The sequence below is a fragment of the Rubritepida flocculans DSM 14296 genome, assembly GCF_000425365.1.
GTDB classification, from domain to species: domain Bacteria; phylum Pseudomonadota; class Alphaproteobacteria; order Acetobacterales; family Acetobacteraceae; genus Roseococcus; species Roseococcus flocculans.
The window spans coordinates 101,804-115,923 of sequence record NZ_AUDH01000008.1; the positions used below are offsets into that span (position 1 = coordinate 101,804).

A 14,120-nucleotide genomic window follows, 5' to 3' on the forward strand; every position below is an offset into this window, starting at 1 on the left:
CACCCTGCGCGCAGCACGGAGGAACGCATGGTGCAACGCCCCTACACCCAGGCCGATCTCGACGCGCTCTGCGCCTGGGACACGCCGACCATCTGCAACGCGCTGGAGCTCGTCGTCCCCGCCCGCCGCGGCCATGGCTTCACGGTGCGGCCCTTCACCTGCGCGCATCCTTCCATGCCGCCCATCTGCGGGCCCGCGCGGGTGGGCACGATCCGCGCCGCCCACCCCTCGGGCCGAAGCAAGGAGGCCGACCGCGCCGCGCGCATCGGCTGGTACGAGTACGTGGCGAACAGCGACATGCCCACCGTCGTGGTGCTGCAGGACCTCGACGACGTGCCGGGCACGGGCGCCTTCTGGGGCGAGGTGAACACCGCCGTCCACAAGGGGCTGAAGGCGCTGGGCTGCGTCACCAACGGCTCGATCCGCGACCTCGACATGGTGGCGCCGGGCTTCCAGCTCCTGGGCGTGGTGAATCCCTCGCACGCCTACGTCCACATCGTGGACTGGGGCCGGCCGGTCAGCGTGCACGGCATGCTGGTGCATCACGACGAGGTGGTGCACGCCGACCGGCACGGCGCGGTGGTGATCCCCGCCGAGGCGGTGAAGGCCATCCCCGCCGCGATAGACCTGCTCAGCCGCAAGGAGGCGGTGATCCTCGAGATGGCGCGGCGGCCCGATTTCGACATCGGCAAGCTGCGCGACGCGCTGGCGAAGTCCGACGAGATCCACTGACGGCCGCGCGCCATGCCCTTCGTCGAGGACGGCCCGGCCCCGCGCATCGAGGAAGGCTGGTTCCGCTGGGACCGGCCGCTCGCGGCGGTGAAGCCCGAATGGGTGGACGGCTACCGCCACCTCAACATGGGCTACTACCTCGTCGCCTATGATCTGCAGACCGACCGGCTCTGGCCGCATATCGGCCTGGGCGCGGGGCTGCGCGAAGCGGGGCTCGGCACCTTCGCCGCCGAGGCCTGGCTCGACTACCAGCGCGAGATGACGGAGGCCATGCCCATCGGCGCCGAGAGCATGGTGCTGGCCGCCGACGAGAAGCGCCTGCTGGTGCGCCACCGCATGTTCCATTTCGAGCAAGGCTGGACGGCCTCGGAGCATGAGGTGCTCTACCTCTGCGTGGACCTCGGCATCCGCCGCGTCACCCCCTGGCCCGAGGCGCTGCGCGAGAGGCTGAGCGGCCTCGCCACCGGCGCGCCGCCCCGGCGTCTCGCGCTCAGGCGGCGCGGCGCCTGAACAGCGGCCAGAGCAGGGCGGCCGCCGTCATCGCCCAGAGCGCGAGGGAGACGGGCGAGTGTAGCAGGGCGAGCACTTCCCCGTCCGAGAGCGCGAGGGCGCGGCGGAGATTGTCCTCCAGCATGCGCCCCAGCACGAAGCCGAGCACGATGGGCACGAGCGGCACGCCGAGCTTGCGCAGCCACCAGCCCAGAACCCCGAAGCCCAGCGCCAGCAGCAGGTCGAAGGCGGAGTTGGACACCGCATAGACGCCCGCGAAGGAGAGCGCGAGCACGCCCGGGTAGAGCACCGAGGCCGGCACCAGCAGCAGCCGCGCGAACAGGCCGACGAGCGGCAGGTTCAGCAGCAGCAGCATGGCGTTGCCGATGTACATGGAGGCGATGAGGCCCCAGGCCACCTCGGGCCGCTGCGCGAACAGCAGGGGGCCCGGCGTGATCGAGTACATCAGCAGCGCGCCGAGCAGCACCGCCGTGGTGCCCGAGCCCGGGATGCCGAGCGAGAGCATGGGCACGAGATTGCCGATCTGCGCCGCGTTGTCGGCCGTCTCGGGCGCGGCGACTCCGCGCAGATCGCCCTGGCCGAATCTCCCGTCCGTGCCGTGCATCCGCTTCTCCGCGGTGTAGGAGAGGGCGCTGGCCACCGAGGCGCCCGCCCCCGGCAGCACGCCGATGACGAAGCCGATGCCCGTGGCGCGCAGCATGGCGGGCAGGCAGGCCGCGAGCTCGCGCAGCGACAGCCCCCGCCCGCCGCCCAGCTTCGCCGCCTCGGCGCGCACGCGCTGCTCGGCCAGCAGCAGGATTTCGCCGATGGCGAAGAGGCCGATGGCGAGCACGGTGAACTCCACGCCGCCCAGCAGCTCGAGGGAGCCCAGGGTGAAGCGCTCCACCCCCGTCCCGGAATCCACGCCCACCAGCGCGAGCAGCACGCCGAGGCAGCCCGCCGCCCAGGCCTTGGGGGCGGGCGCGTCGCTGACCGCGCCGAGCAGCGAGAGGGCGAAGGCGATCAGCGCCACATAATCCGCCGGCGAGAAGGCCACCGCCACCCGGGCGAGCGGGACGGAGAGGAAGGTCATCAGCACCACGGAGAGCGTGGCGCCCAGGAAGCTGCCGACGCCCGAGACCGCCAGCGCCGCCGCCCCGCGCCCCTGCCTGGCGAGCGGGTGCCCGTCGAGGGTGGTCAGCACGGCCGAGGGCTCGCCCGGCATGTTGAGCAGGATCGCGGTGATGCGCCCGCCATAGCCCGAGCCGTAATAGACGGCGGCGAGCAGGATCAGCGCCGATTCCGGCGGCAGCTTCAGCGCGAGGCAGAAGGGCAGCAGCAGCGCGATGGCGTTGAGCGGCCCGATGCCCGGCAGCACGCCGATGGCCGTGCCGATCACGCAGCCGATCAGCGCGAGGGCGAGGTTGTGCGGCGCGAGCGCCACCGCGAATCCGCCGCCCAGCGCGGCCAGCGCCTCCATCAGCCCAGCCCCCCCCTGGGCAGCGGCAGGTCGAGCAGCCGGTCGAACAGCGCCCAGAGCAGCAGGCTCGTCCCGACCCCGGTGGCGAGCGCGGGCAGCGGCGCCGCGCCGAAGACGAGCGCCACCAGCCCCGCCAGCAGCGCCGTCGCCGGCAGGAAGCCGAGCGGGGCGAGCAGCAGCGCATAGCCCGCCATGGCCGCCACCAGCAGCCAGGGCGCGAGGCGGCGCTCGGGCCAGGCGAAGGGCTCCCCGCGCGGGATCAGCAGCAGCGCGCCGCAGACGCCCAGCACCGCCGCCACCGTGGTGGGAAAGCCGCGCGGGCCGAGCGGATCGGCCGCGAAGGGAACGACCAGCGACTGCGCCGAGAAGGCCGCCGCCGCGGCGAGCAGGATCAGCACCGCCCCGAGCAGGCGCGAGGCCGTCATGGCGCCTGCGTCACCAGCCCCACCTCGCGCGCGAGCTGGCGGAACTCCGCGGTGCGGCGCTTCGCCAGCGCCTCGTACTCGGCCCCGAGCAGGTTGAACTCGAACAGGCCCTGGGCGTTGCGCGCCTCGGCCCAGGCGGGGTGGGCGTGCAGGCGGCGCAGCGCCTCCACCCAGAAGGCGTAGGCGGCCTCGGGCATCTGCGGCGGGCCGTAGAAGCCGCGAATGATGGGCCAGTCCACCTCCACCCCCTGCTCGCGCGCCGTGGGCACGCCGGCGAAGACGCCGGGCAGGCGCTGCGGGGCGAGCACGGCGAGGAGGCGGATTTCCCCGGCCTCGAGCTGGCCGCGCACCTCGCTCGCATCGCCGGGAAAGACCTGGATGTGGCCGCCCAGCAGCGCGGCCATGGCCTGGCCGCCGCCCTCGAAGGGCACATAGCGCAGCCGGCGCGGGTCGGCCCCCGCCGCGCGCGCCACCAGCGCGGCCTTGTGCCAGTCCTGGCTGCCCACCGCCCCGCCCGCGCCCATGGGCACGGAGGCGGCGTCGGCGCGCAGCGCGGCCACGAGATCGGCCAGCGTGGCGAAGCGGCTGTCGCGCCGCACGGCGATCACGCCGAAATCCGCGCCGATGGCGCCGATCCAGCGCACGTCGTTCTCGCCGAAGCGGCCGAAGCGCCCCTGCGCCATGTTGACCCAGGAGCCGGTGGAGACGGCGACGATCACGTTCGGGTCGCTGCGCCGCTGGGCGTTGATGTGGTTGATCGCCACCGCCCCGATGCCGCCGGGCATGTTCTGCGTGCGGATGGCCGGCCCGACGATGCCGAGCTCGTTCAGCATGCGCGTGGTGAGGCGGCAGGTGAGGTCGAAGCCCCCGCCCGGCGCGGCGGGGGCGATGCATTCGGGGTTCTGCGGCGCGAAGCCCTGCGCCGCCGCGGCGGCGGGCAGCAGGGCGGCGGCGGCGAGCAGCGCGCGGCGGTGCATGGTCGTTCCTCTCTGCCGTGGTGCGGTGTGCGTCAGGCGGCGATCCGGTCCAGATGGTCGCGCAGGCGATACCAGCGCCCCACGATGGGCAGGATCCAGTCCGGGTTGCCGTTGTAGAGGGGGCGGGCGGGGAAGGGCAGCCCGTCGAGGGCGAAGCCGGCATTGGCCGCGCCCGCCATCTTGAGCGCGGCGTTGTGGCCGAGCCAGCTCGCCATCGCCACGCCGCTGCCCTGGCAGCCGGCGGCGTAGTGCACCCCCGCCTCGACGCCCAGATGCGGGAGGTGATCGAAGGTCATCGCCACCTGGCCGGCCCAGGCGTGGGTGAGGCGCACCGCGGCCAGTTCGGGGAACACCGCGCGCATCATCGCATGCAGCCGCTCCGCCGCCGCGCGCAGGCCCTGCAGGCCGAAGCCCGCGCGCCCGCCCCAGAGCACGCGCCGCCCGTCCGGCGAGGGGCGGAAGTAGTTCAGCACGCGCTTCGTGTCGCTGACCATGCGCCGGCGGGGGAAGAGCGCCTCCACGCGCGCCTCGCCGATCTCCTCCGTGGCGATGATGGTGCTGCCCACCGGGATGAGCCGGCGCGCGAGCCAGGGCATGGGCCCGCCGCGCGAGTAGCCGTTGGTGGCCATCAGCACGGCGTCGGCGCGCATCTCGCCCGCGCTGCCGTGCAGCCGGAACCCGGCGCCCTCGCGCGAGAGGGCGGCCACGCGCACGCCGTCCACCAGCCGCGCCCCCGCGCGCTCGGCGGCGGCGGCGAGGCCGCGGGCGTATTTGCCCGGATGCAGGCTTCCCGCGCCCTCGGCGAAGAGGCCGCCGTGGTAGTGGTCGCTGCCCAGGAAATCACGCTGCTCCGCGCGCGGGACGATGCGCGCGGGCAGGCCCGAAATCTCCTCGATGCGCGCGCGGGTGGCCGCGAGCGCCTCGAGGTGGCGCGGCGTCCAGGCCGCGACGAAACGGCCCGAGCGCACATAGTCGCAGGCGATGGCCTCGCGGGCGATCAGCTCCTCGATGAAGGGGAAGCTCGCGCCGCAGGCGCGCGCGATCTCGGCCGCGCGCTCGGGGCCGAAGTTCCGCTCGAGCGGCCCGCGCGCCACCTTGAGCCCGCCCGAGACCATGCCGCCATTGCGCGAGGAGGCGCCCCAGCCGATGCGCTCGGCGTCCAGCACCACCACCTCGTGACCCAGCCGCGCGAGGGTGAGCGCGGCGGAAAGCCCCGTGTAGCCGCCGCCCACGATCGCCACGCGGGTGCGCGCGGGCAGGGCGGCGTCGCGCCGCGGCGGCTCGGCCGCCTCCCACCAGTAGGGCCGCTCCTGGAACTCCGCCGCGAAGATGCTTCCGCCCATGGCCGCGCGCCTCCCTCGCTGCCCAGCCCGTGAGCGTGCCACGCGCGGCGCGCGCCCCGGAAGGGGGGCCGGCGGTTGACGCGGGGCGCGCAGCCATGAAGCATGCCGCGCGAAGCGACGAGGGGGCGGGTTTGACGGCGGAGATCATCCTCACGGGCGGCGTGGTGTTTCGCGGACTGGCCGAGGGCATGGCGCAGGCGCTGGCCATCGGCGGGGGGCGGGTGATCGCCGTCGGCACGGATGAGGAGATCGAATCGCTGGCCGGCCCCGGCACGCGGCGCGTGGCGCTGGACGGGCGCATGGCGATTCCGGCCTTCCACGAGGCGCACATGCATCTGCTGCCCTACGGGCTCGGCCTCGGGATGGTGAATCTGCGCGCGGAGGAGGTGCGCTCGCTCGAGGAGATGCGCCGGCGCCTGCGCGCCGCGGCCGAGCGCACGCCGCGCGGCGAATGGGTGCTGGGCCGGGGCTACGATCACGGCGCGCTCGACATCGCGCGCCATCCCACCGTAGCCGAGCTCGACGCCGCCGTGCCCGACCACCCGCTCTTCATCATGCGAAGCTGCGGGCACATGGGCGTGGCGAACAGCGCCGCCCTGCGCGCGGCCGGAATCGGCCACAACACGCCCGATCCGGAGGGCGGCGTGATCGAGCGGCGCGACGGCGCGCTGACGGGGCTGATCCAGGAGCGCGCGCTCGCTCTCATCAAGGCCGCGATTCCCGCGCCTGACACCGCGCGCATGGTGGAGGCGATCGAGGCCGCGGGGCGGCGCCTCGCCGCGCTCGGCTTCGCCTCCGCCACCGACATGAACGTGGGCATGACGGCCGACATGGCCGAGCTCGCCGCCTACGCCCGCGCGGCGGAGGAGGGGCGCTGCCTGCAGCGCATGTGGCTCGTGCTCGCGGGCAATCCCGAGGGCATCGCCGCGGAGGCCTGGCAGGCCGGCATGCGGCCCTGGCGGCCCGGCGACGATCCGGACGCGCTGCTGCGCTGGGGCGCGGTGAAGGTGTTCGCCGACGGCTCGGCCGGCGGGCTGACGGCCGCCTTCTTCGATCCCTATCTGGTGGGGAACACCACCGGCGTCCTCACCTTCCCGACCGGGACGATCCACGCGCTGCTCGCGGCCTACCACGCGCAGGGCTGGCAGCTCGACATCCACGCCATCGGCGATGCGGCGATCGAGCAGGTGCTGAGCGGCATGGAGGCGGCCGGGGCCACGCCCGAGCGCCGCCACCGCATCGAGCATTGCGGCTTCGTCACGCCGGCGCACCGGCGGCGGATGCGCGCGCGCGGCATCCTGCCCGTGCCGCAGCCCGTGTTCATGTACGAGTTCGGCGATCTCTACCGCCGCAACCTCGGCCCCGCGCGGGCCGACCACGCCTACCCCATGCGCAGCTGGCTGGAGGAGGGTCATCATCCCAGCGCGTCGTCGGACTGCCCGGTCTCGACGGTGGATCCCTTCGTCAACCTCTTCGCCATGGTCACGCGGCGCACCAACCAGGGCACGGTGATGGGGCCGGAGGAGCGCCTTTCGCTGGCCGAGGCGCTGCACTGCTACACTTGGTGCGGCGCCTACAGCAGCTTCGTCGAGCACCGGCGCGGCAGGCTGGAGCCCGGGATGGACGCGGACATCGCCGTGCTGAGCCGGGATCTGACGGCGCTCTCCCCCGAGGAATATCTGGGCGTGGAGGCGCATCTGACGCTGCGCGGCGGCCTGCCCATCTTCGACCGGCACGGGGAGCTCGCCTGATGCTGCGCCACGCGCTGCACCGCTTCGCCCTCGCCGTGCCCGTGCTGTTCGGCGTGCTGCTCATCGGCTTCCTGCTGATGCAGGTGGTCCCGACGGACCCCGCGACGGTGCGCGCGGGGCCGCAGGCCACGCAGGAGGTGATCGCGGAAATCCGCCGGGAGCTCGGGCTCGACCAGCCGATCTGGGTGCAGTTCGGCCTCTATATCTGGCGGCTCGCGCAGGGGGATCTCGGCGTCTCCATCATCAACAACGTGCCGGTGACGCAGGAGCTGGGCGCCACCATCGGCCCGACGCTCGAGCTGATGTTCGCCGCGCTTGTCTGGTCCATCCCCTCGGGCATCCTGCTCGGCACGGTGGCGGCCTACTGGCGCGGCTCGCTGCTCGACAGGCTGATCATGGCGGTGAGCGTGGCGGGCGTGTCGGTGCCCGTGTTCTTCCTCGGCCTGGTGCTGATCTGGTTCGTGGGCTTCCAGTGGCAGCTCCTGCCCTTCACGGGGCGGGCGGGGCCGCTGTGGACGCTGGACGGGCTGCTCGCGATCATCCTGCCCGCCGTCACGCTGGGCGGCGTCTTCGTCGGCCCCGTGGCGCGCATGACGCGCACGGCGGTGGTGGATGCGCTGGGCGCGGAGCATGTGCGCACCGCCCGCGCCAAGGGGCTGACGGAGCGCCTCGTGGTGCTGCGCCACGCGCTGCGCAACGCGCTGATCCCCGTCATCACCCTCATCGGCCTGCAGATCGGCTTCCTGCTGGGCGGGGCGGTGGTGACGGAGACCATCTTCTCCTGGCCGGGCGTCGGGCGGCTTGCGGTGGGCGCCATTCTCTCCTCCGATTTCCCGATGGCGCAGGGCACCATCATCGTCCTCTCGGCGGGGTTCATCGTGATCAACCTGGTCGTGGACCTGCTCTATGCGGTGCTCGACCCGCGGGTGCGCCAGTCGTGAGCGCGACCGCCGCCCCCGCCGCCCTGCCCGAGGCGCCGCGCCGGCCCTCGCCGCTGCGCATGCTGCTGCGCGACGCGGCGGCGGCGGCGAGCCTCGTCTTCGTCGTGCTGGTGGTGCTGGCCGCGCTGCTGGCGGACGTGATCTCCCCGCACGATCCTTTCGCGACCGACCTGATGGCCATCATGCAGCCGCCCTCGGCGCAGTACTGGCTGGGCACGGACGGGCAGGGGAGGGACATCCTCTCGCGCATGATCCACGGGCTGCGGGTGACGTTGGGCATGGGCCTCGCCTCGCTGGTGGCGGGCGGGCTGCTCGGCGCGCTGATCGGCTTCATGGCGGCCTTCTACAAGCGGCTCGACGGGCTGCTGATGCGGCTGATGGACATGCTGCTGAGCTTCCCGGCCATCCTGTTCGGCCTGGCGCTGGCGGCGATCTTCGGGCCGGGGCTCGTCAGCGTCGTGATCGCGCTCTCCATCGCCACCGTGCCGCTGATGGCGCGCATCGTGCGCGGGGCGGCGCTGGTGGTGATGGGCCTCGACTACATCGAGGCGGCGCGCGCCATCGGCATGAGCGACGCGCGGCTGATCCTGCGCCATGTGGCGCCGAACTGCCTCTCGCCCATCTTCGTCTTCGCCACGCTGCGGCTGGGGCAGGTGATCCTGCTCGGCTCGGCGCTCTCCTTCCTCGGCCTCGGCGCGCAGCCGCCCACGGCGGAGCTCGGCGCCATGGCCGCGCAGGGGCGCAACTTCCTCTTCATCGCGCCGCACATCAGCGTGATCCCCTCGCTCGGGATCTTCGCCATCGTGCTGGCCTTCAACGTGCTCGGGGACGCGCTGCGCGACGCGCTCGACCCCAAGCTGCGCATCTGAACCACGCAGGGAGACAAGGCATGACCACGTCCTGGAAACGCGCATGGCTGGGGGGGCTCGCGGCGCTGGCCCTTGCGGGAACGGCGGCGGCGCAGACGCAGCCGCGCAACCAGATCACTATCATGCGCGAGATCGACAGCGACCGTTACGATCCGCACCGCTCCACCGCGCTCGCGGCGGGCGAGGTGATCTCGATGCTCTCGGACACGCTGGTCAATCTCGACTTCGACATGCGCACGGTGGTGCCCGGCCTCGCCGAACGCTGGGAGGTGACGCCCGACGGCCTCACCTACACCTTCCACCTGCGCAGCGACGTGACCTTCTGCGACGGCAAGCCCTTCACCGCCGCCGACATGGCCTTCAGCCTGAACCGCTGGATCGGCCGCACCACGCCGCGCGTCACCTCGCCCGTCGCCTGGCGCGCGGGCGACGTGAAGGAAATCCGCGCCACCGGCCCGCACACGCTGGTCTATGAGCTGAACCGGCCGCATTCGGAGCTTCTGCCCAACCTCGCGCTCTTCTTCGGCGCGGCGGTGGATCCCGCGACCGTCGAGCGGCTCGGCGACAATTTCGGCGTGCAGGGCTTCAACGGCACCGGGCCCTTCTGCTGGGCCTCCTGGACGCCGCGCAACGAGATGGTGCTGACGCGCCACCCCAACTACCGCTGGGGCCCGCCCATCCTGCAGAACCGCGGCCCCGCCCATGTCGAGCGCATCGTCTGGCGCGTGATCCCCGAGGCCGCGGCGCGCGTGGCCGCGCTGCAGGCGGGCCAGGCCGACATCACGCAATACATCCCCGAGGCGTTCTGGGACACGCTGCGCCGCGTGCCCACCATCCAGGTCTCCGACCAGCCCAACTATTTCTGGGACCACTACCTCGGCTTCAAGGTGACGCGCCCCGTGGCGAACGACGTGGCGATCCGCCGCGCCTTCCACATGGCGGTGGACCGGCCCGCGCTGGTGCGCGCCGTCTGGTCCGGCCACGCCACCCCCGCGCGCGGCATCATCAACCCCCGCGCGCTCGACTACGATCCCGAAAGCGACCGCCTGGTGCCCGACTACAACCCCGACGCGGCGCGCCGCATGCTGGACGAGGCCGGCTGGCGCGTCGGGCCCGACGGCATCCGCGTGAAGGACGGCCAGCGCGCCACGCTCACGCTCTTCGCCATCAACACGCTCTCGAACCAGCGCATGGGCGAGATCATCCAGCAGGCGGTGCGCCAGGTGGGGATCGAGCTGCGCATCCAGCTCTTCGACGCCACCGTGGCCTGGGGCCGGCTCGCGACCCAGGACTATGACGTGCTGTTCCTGAGCTACCCCTACATCTCGGCGAACGACGCGCTGAACCTCTACTGGCACAGCCGCAACCGGCCCACGCCCAACCGCATGAACTGGGCCGATCCGCAGACCGACGCCTGGCTGGAGGAGGGGCGCAGCGCCATCGACCCGGCCGTGCGCGCGCGCGCCATGGCGAACATCCAGCGCCAGCTTAACGAGGCGGCGCCCTGGCTGAACGTCGCGCACACGCAGCTCAACGTGTTCTCGACGCGCCGCGTCGAGGGCGCGCGGGCGCATGGCATCTACGGCATCGGGATCTTCAAGGGTCTCGACCTGCGCGTGCGCTGAGGGAGGAACGCCGCCATGTCCGTCACGCTGATCAAGGGCGCCGAGCTCATCGTCGCCTGGGACGCTTCGGAGAAGCGCCACGCCTACATGCCCGATGGGGATCTCGCCTTCGAGGACGGCGTGATCCGCTTCGTCGGCCGCGGCTATGACGGCGTGGCGGATGCGGTGGTGGACGGGCGCGGGCTGATGGTGATGCCCGGGCTCGTCAACATCCACTCGCACCCGACGAGCGAGCCGATGAACAAGGGGCTGCTGGACGAGATCGGCAGCCCCGGCCTCTACAACTCCTCGCTCTACGAGTTCATGCCCATCTTCCGCAGCGACGCGGAAGCCATCCCGGACTGCGTGCGCGTCGCGCTGTCCGAGCTGCTGCTCTCCGGCGTCACCACGCTGTGCGACCTTTCCATGGCCCATCCGGGCTGGCTCGACCTGCTGGCCGAGGCCGGCATGCGCGTGTGCATCGCGCCGATGTTCAAGTCGGCGCGCTGGTTCACGAAGAACGGGCATCTCGTCGAATACGAGTGGGACGTGAAGGCCGGCGAGAAGGCGATGGCCGAGGCCTTCTTGCTCATCGAGCGTGCGGAGCAGCACCCCTCGGGCCTGCTGTTCGGCATGGCCTGCCCCGCGCAGATCGACACCTGCACGCCCGAGCTGCTGCGCGATTCCCGCGCCGAGGCGCGCGCGCGCGGCATCTCCTGGCAGATCCACGCCGCGCAGTCGGTGGTGGAGTTCCACGAGATCACGCGCCGCCACGGGCTCACGCCCATCCAGTGGCTGCACGAGATGGGGCTGCTCGACCGGCAGAGCATCATCGGCCACGGCATCTTCCTCGACGACCACCCGAGCACGCGCTGGCACACCGAGCGCGACCTCGACATCCTCGCCGAGACGGGCACCACCGTCGCCCATTGTCCCACGGTCTTCGCGCGGCGGGGAATCACGCTCAAGGATTTCGGGCGCTATCGGCGGCGCGGGGTGAATCTCGGCATCGGCACCGACACCTACCCGCACAACATGCTGGACGAACTCCGCCTCGTCGCCTACCTCGCGCGCACCCAGGCGGGCAATCCGCGCACCATGTCCACCACCGACCTCTTCGACGCCGCCACCATCGGCGGCGCGAAGGCGCTGGGGCGCGAGGACATCGGCCGCCTCGCACCCGGCGCGCGCGCCGACATCGTGCTGGTGGACGCGACGCACCCGCGCATGCAGCCGCGCCACGATCCCGTCCGCTCCCTCATCTACGCCGCGGGCGACCGCGCGGTGAAGGACGTCTATGTGGACGGGCGCAAGGTGGTGGGCGACGGCGAGGTGCTGACCATGGACTTCCGCCAGGCCGCGGCGCATCTCGCCGAGGCGCAGAAGCGCATCGTCGCCCGCGCGCCCGAGCAGGACTGGGCGCATCGCCCGGTGGACAAGATCGCCCCCCCGACCTTCCGCTGGCTGTGAGCGCCGAGCCCCTCCTGCGGGTGGAGAACCTGCGCACGGTCTTCCGCACCTCCGGCGGCGAGGTCGCGGCGGTGGACGGCGTCTCGCTCGAGGTGCCGCGCGGACGGACGCTCGGCATCGTGGGCGAGAGCGGCTGCGGGAAATCCGTGCTCTCGCTCTCCATCATGCGGCTGCTCGCCCATCCCGGGCGCATCGCCTCCGGGCGCGTGCTGCTGGAGGGGAGGGATCTCGCCGCGCTCTCGGCCGCGGAGATGCGCGCGGTGCGCGGGCGCGACATCGCGATGATCTTCCAGGAGCCGATGACCTCGCTCAACCCCGTCCATCGCGTCGGCTTCCAGATCGCGGAGGCGATCCGCGCGCACGAGCCCCGCGCCAGCGCCGCCGAGCTGCGCGAGCGCGGGATCGCGGCGCTGAAGCGCGTGCGCATCCCCTCGCCCGAGAGGCGCTTCGACGAATATCCGCACCAGCTCTCGGGCGGCATGCGCCAGCGCGTGATGATCGCCATGGCGCTCGCCTGCTCGCCCAAGCTGCTCATCGCGGATGAGCCCACCACGGCGCTGGACGTGACGGTGCAGGCCCAGATCCTCGACCTGCTGCGCGAACTCCAGGCCGAGACGGGCATGTCCATCATCCTCATCACGCACGACCTGGGCGTGGTGGCGGAGATGGCGGACGAGGTGGCGGTGATGTACGCCGGCCGTGTGGTGGAGCGCGCGCCCGCCGCCGCGCTGTTCGAGGATCCGCAGCACCCCTACGCGCTCGGGCTGCTCGGCTCGATCCCGCGCCTGGATGAGGAGCGCGAGAGGCTGCTCGCCATCGCGGGCGCCGTGCCGCCGCCCTTCGCCCTGCCCAAGGGCTGCCGCTTCCACCCGCGCTGCCCCTTCGCGGAGGAAGCCTGCCGCGCGGAAGCGCCCCTGCTGCGCGAGGTCGTTCCGGGCCATGCCGTGGCCTGCCGGCGCGCGCCGGTCGAGCAGAGCCTCGCCGCATGAGCGCGCCGCTGCTCGAGGTCGCGGGCCTCGCCAAGCACTACCCCGTAAAACGTGGGCTGATCCTCGCGAAGCAGATCGGCACGGTGCGCGCGGTGGATGGCGTCTCCTTCACGCTGCAGCGCGGCGAGACCCTCGCCCTGGTGGGCGAGAGCGGCTGCGGCAAATCCACCACCGCGCGCCTCGTGCTGCGGCTCATCGAGCCGAGCGCGGGCGAGGTGCGTTTCGAGGGGCGCGACATCACCTCGCTCGACCGCGCCGATCTCAAGGCCTTCCGCCGCCGCGCGCAGATCGTCTTCCAGGATCCCTACGCCTCGCTCAACCCGCGCTACACGGTGGGGCGCACCATCGCCGAGCCCATGGAGGTGCACGGCGTCCGCGATGAGGCGAGCCGCCGCGCGCGGGTGGAGGAGCTGCTCCGCCTCGTCGGCCTCGCCCCCTACCACGCCGAGCGTTTCCCGCACGAGTTCTCGGGCGGGCAGCGCCAGCGCATCGGCATCGCCCGCGCGCTCGCCGTCGAGCCCGACCTCGTGGTGTGCGACGAGCCCGTCTCGGCGCTGGACGTCTCGATCCAGGCGCAGGTGGTGAACCTGCTCGCCGATCTGCAGAAGCGCCTGGGCCTCGCCTACCTCTTCATCGCGCATGACCTCGCGGTGGTGAAGCATGTCGCCGACCGCATCGCGGTGATGTATCTCGGCAAGATCGTGGAGATCGCGGAGAAGCGCGCGCTTTTCGCCAATCCCTGCCACCCCTACACGCGCGCGCTGCTGGCCGCGATCCCGCACCCCGATCCGCGCCGGCGCGGGCAGGTCACGCCGCTCGGCGGCGATGTGCCCTCGCCGCTCAACCCGCCGCCCGGCTGCCGTTTCCACACCCGCTGCCCCTTCGCGCGCGACATCTGCCGCGAGAAGGAGCCCGCGCTGGCGAACGGCGTGGCCTGCCATTTGGCGGAGGAACTGCCGCCGGCGGGGCTCGACTTCTCGGGCGGGCTGGCGCCCAATGCGGCGAAGCGCCTCGCCCTCTACGCGAAGGCGGCCGAGAACGCCTGAGGAA

At 72.7% G+C, this 14,120-nt stretch carries 13 protein-coding genes; 9 read left to right on the forward strand and 4 right to left on the reverse strand.

Annotation, left to right across the window (positions count from 1 at the left end):
- Positions 1 to 27: 27 nt before the first annotated feature.
- Together H596_RS0109730 and H596_RS20955 are read left to right on the forward strand one after the other, a co-directional pair.
- Positions 28 to 732 (forward strand): RraA family protein, encoded by a 705-nt coding sequence (locus H596_RS0109730; RefSeq protein ID WP_027284728.1) that lies wholly within the window; start codon positions 28 to 30, stop codon positions 730 to 732.
- 12 nt (positions 733 to 744) lie between these two features.
- Entirely contained in the window at positions 745 to 1,242 is a 498-nt protein-coding gene (locus tag H596_RS20955) for a thioesterase family protein (protein WP_051212736.1), read from the forward strand.
- Here the strand turns inward: H596_RS20955 and H596_RS0109740 are convergent.
- From H596_RS0109740 to H596_RS0109755, 4 genes are read right to left on the reverse strand one after another with little or no spacing between them, the layout of a single operon-like run.
- Positions 1,223 to 2,701 carry a tripartite tricarboxylate transporter permease gene (locus H596_RS0109740; protein ID WP_027284729.1) on the reverse strand — a complete coding sequence of 493 codons (1,479 nt, stop codon included), beginning with the start codon at positions 2,699 to 2,701 and terminating at the stop codon, positions 1,223 to 1,225. The genes H596_RS20955 and H596_RS0109740 overlap by 20 nt on opposite strands.
- Complete coding sequence (locus H596_RS0109745) at positions 2,701 to 3,126, reverse strand: tripartite tricarboxylate transporter TctB family protein (RefSeq protein WP_027284730.1); 426 nt, start codon at positions 3,124 to 3,126, stop codon at positions 2,701 to 2,703. Before H596_RS0109745 ends, H596_RS0109740 begins: the two co-directional genes overlap by 1 nt.
- Positions 3,123 to 4,103 (reverse strand): tripartite tricarboxylate transporter substrate binding protein, encoded by a 981-nt coding sequence (locus H596_RS0109750; protein WP_027284731.1) that lies wholly within the window; start codon positions 4,101 to 4,103, stop codon positions 3,123 to 3,125. Before H596_RS0109750 ends, H596_RS0109745 begins: the two co-directional genes overlap by 4 nt.
- 32 nt (positions 4,104 to 4,135) lie before the next feature.
- Positions 4,136 to 5,446: an NAD(P)/FAD-dependent oxidoreductase gene (locus tag H596_RS0109755; RefSeq protein ID WP_027284732.1), complete on the reverse strand. Its 1,311-nt coding sequence runs from the start codon at positions 5,444 to 5,446 to the stop codon at positions 4,136 to 4,138.
- Positions 5,447 to 5,541: 95 nt separating this feature from the next.
- Between H596_RS0109755 and H596_RS0109760 the strand changes: the two genes are divergently transcribed.
- The 7 genes from H596_RS0109760 to H596_RS0109790 are packed head-to-tail and all read left to right on the forward strand — an operon-like array spanning position 5,542 to position 14,116.
- Entirely contained in the window at positions 5,542 to 7,197 is a 1,656-nt protein-coding gene (locus tag H596_RS0109760; RefSeq protein ID WP_051212738.1) for an amidohydrolase, read from the forward strand.
- The gene (locus H596_RS0109765) at positions 7,197 to 8,138 is read left to right on the forward strand and encodes an ABC transporter permease (protein ID WP_027284734.1); all 942 of its coding nucleotides are present in this window, start codon (positions 7,197 to 7,199) and stop codon (positions 8,136 to 8,138) included. The genes H596_RS0109760 and H596_RS0109765 overlap by 1 nt, the downstream gene beginning before the upstream one ends.
- The gene (locus tag H596_RS0109770) at positions 8,135 to 9,007 is read left to right on the forward strand and encodes an ABC transporter permease (RefSeq protein ID WP_027284735.1); all 873 of its coding nucleotides are present in this window, start codon (positions 8,135 to 8,137) and stop codon (positions 9,005 to 9,007) included. The genes H596_RS0109765 and H596_RS0109770 overlap by 4 nt, the downstream gene beginning before the upstream one ends.
- A 20-nt stretch (positions 9,008 to 9,027) precedes the next feature.
- Positions 9,028 to 10,632: an ABC transporter substrate-binding protein gene (locus H596_RS0109775; RefSeq protein WP_027284736.1), complete on the forward strand. Its 1,605-nt coding sequence runs from the start codon at positions 9,028 to 9,030 to the stop codon at positions 10,630 to 10,632.
- Positions 10,633 to 10,647: 15 nt separating this feature from the next.
- A complete protein-coding gene (locus H596_RS0109780) occupies positions 10,648 to 12,081 on the forward strand; it encodes an amidohydrolase family protein (protein ID WP_027284737.1) in 1,434 nt (477 codons plus the stop codon).
- On the forward strand, positions 12,078 to 13,070 hold the full coding sequence (locus H596_RS0109785) for an ABC transporter ATP-binding protein (RefSeq protein ID WP_027284738.1): 993 nt from the start codon (positions 12,078 to 12,080) through the stop codon (positions 13,068 to 13,070). Before H596_RS0109780 ends, H596_RS0109785 begins: the two co-directional genes overlap by 4 nt.
- Complete coding sequence (locus H596_RS0109790; protein ID WP_027284739.1) at positions 13,067 to 14,116, forward strand: ABC transporter ATP-binding protein; 1,050 nt, start codon at positions 13,067 to 13,069, stop codon at positions 14,114 to 14,116. Before H596_RS0109785 ends, H596_RS0109790 begins: the two co-directional genes overlap by 4 nt.
- The last annotated feature ends 4 nt before the right edge of the window (positions 14,117 to 14,120 follow it).

Coding starts and splice junctions, on each gene's coding strand:
- H596_RS0109780 (WP_027284737.1), top strand. CDS start 10,648: ATGTCCGTCACGCTGATCAAGGGCGCCGAGCTCATCGTCGCCTGGGAC.
- H596_RS0109745 (WP_027284730.1), bottom strand. CDS start 3,126: ATGACGGCCTCGCGCCTGCTCGGGGCGGTGCTGATCCTGCTCGCCGCG.
- H596_RS0109775 (WP_027284736.1), top strand. CDS start 9,028: ATGACCACGTCCTGGAAACGCGCATGGCTGGGGGGGCTCGCGGCGCTG.
- H596_RS0109740 (WP_027284729.1), bottom strand. CDS start 2,701: ATGGAGGCGCTGGCCGCGCTGGGCGGCGGATTCGCGGTGGCGCTCGCG.
- H596_RS0109790 (WP_027284739.1), top strand. CDS start 13,067: ATGAGCGCGCCGCTGCTCGAGGTCGCGGGCCTCGCCAAGCACTACCCC.
- H596_RS0109750 (WP_027284731.1), bottom strand. CDS start 4,103: ATGCACCGCCGCGCGCTGCTCGCCGCCGCCGCCCTGCTGCCCGCCGCC.
- H596_RS0109760 (WP_051212738.1), top strand. CDS start 5,542: ATGAAGCATGCCGCGCGAAGCGACGAGGGGGCGGGTTTGACGGCGGAG.
- H596_RS20955 (WP_051212736.1), top strand. CDS start 745: ATGCCCTTCGTCGAGGACGGCCCGGCCCCGCGCATCGAGGAAGGCTGG.
- H596_RS0109765 (WP_027284734.1), top strand. CDS start 7,197: ATGCTGCGCCACGCGCTGCACCGCTTCGCCCTCGCCGTGCCCGTGCTG.
- H596_RS0109755 (WP_027284732.1), bottom strand. CDS start 5,446: ATGGGCGGAAGCATCTTCGCGGCGGAGTTCCAGGAGCGGCCCTACTGG.
- H596_RS0109730 (WP_027284728.1), top strand. CDS start 28: ATGGTGCAACGCCCCTACACCCAGGCCGATCTCGACGCGCTCTGCGCC.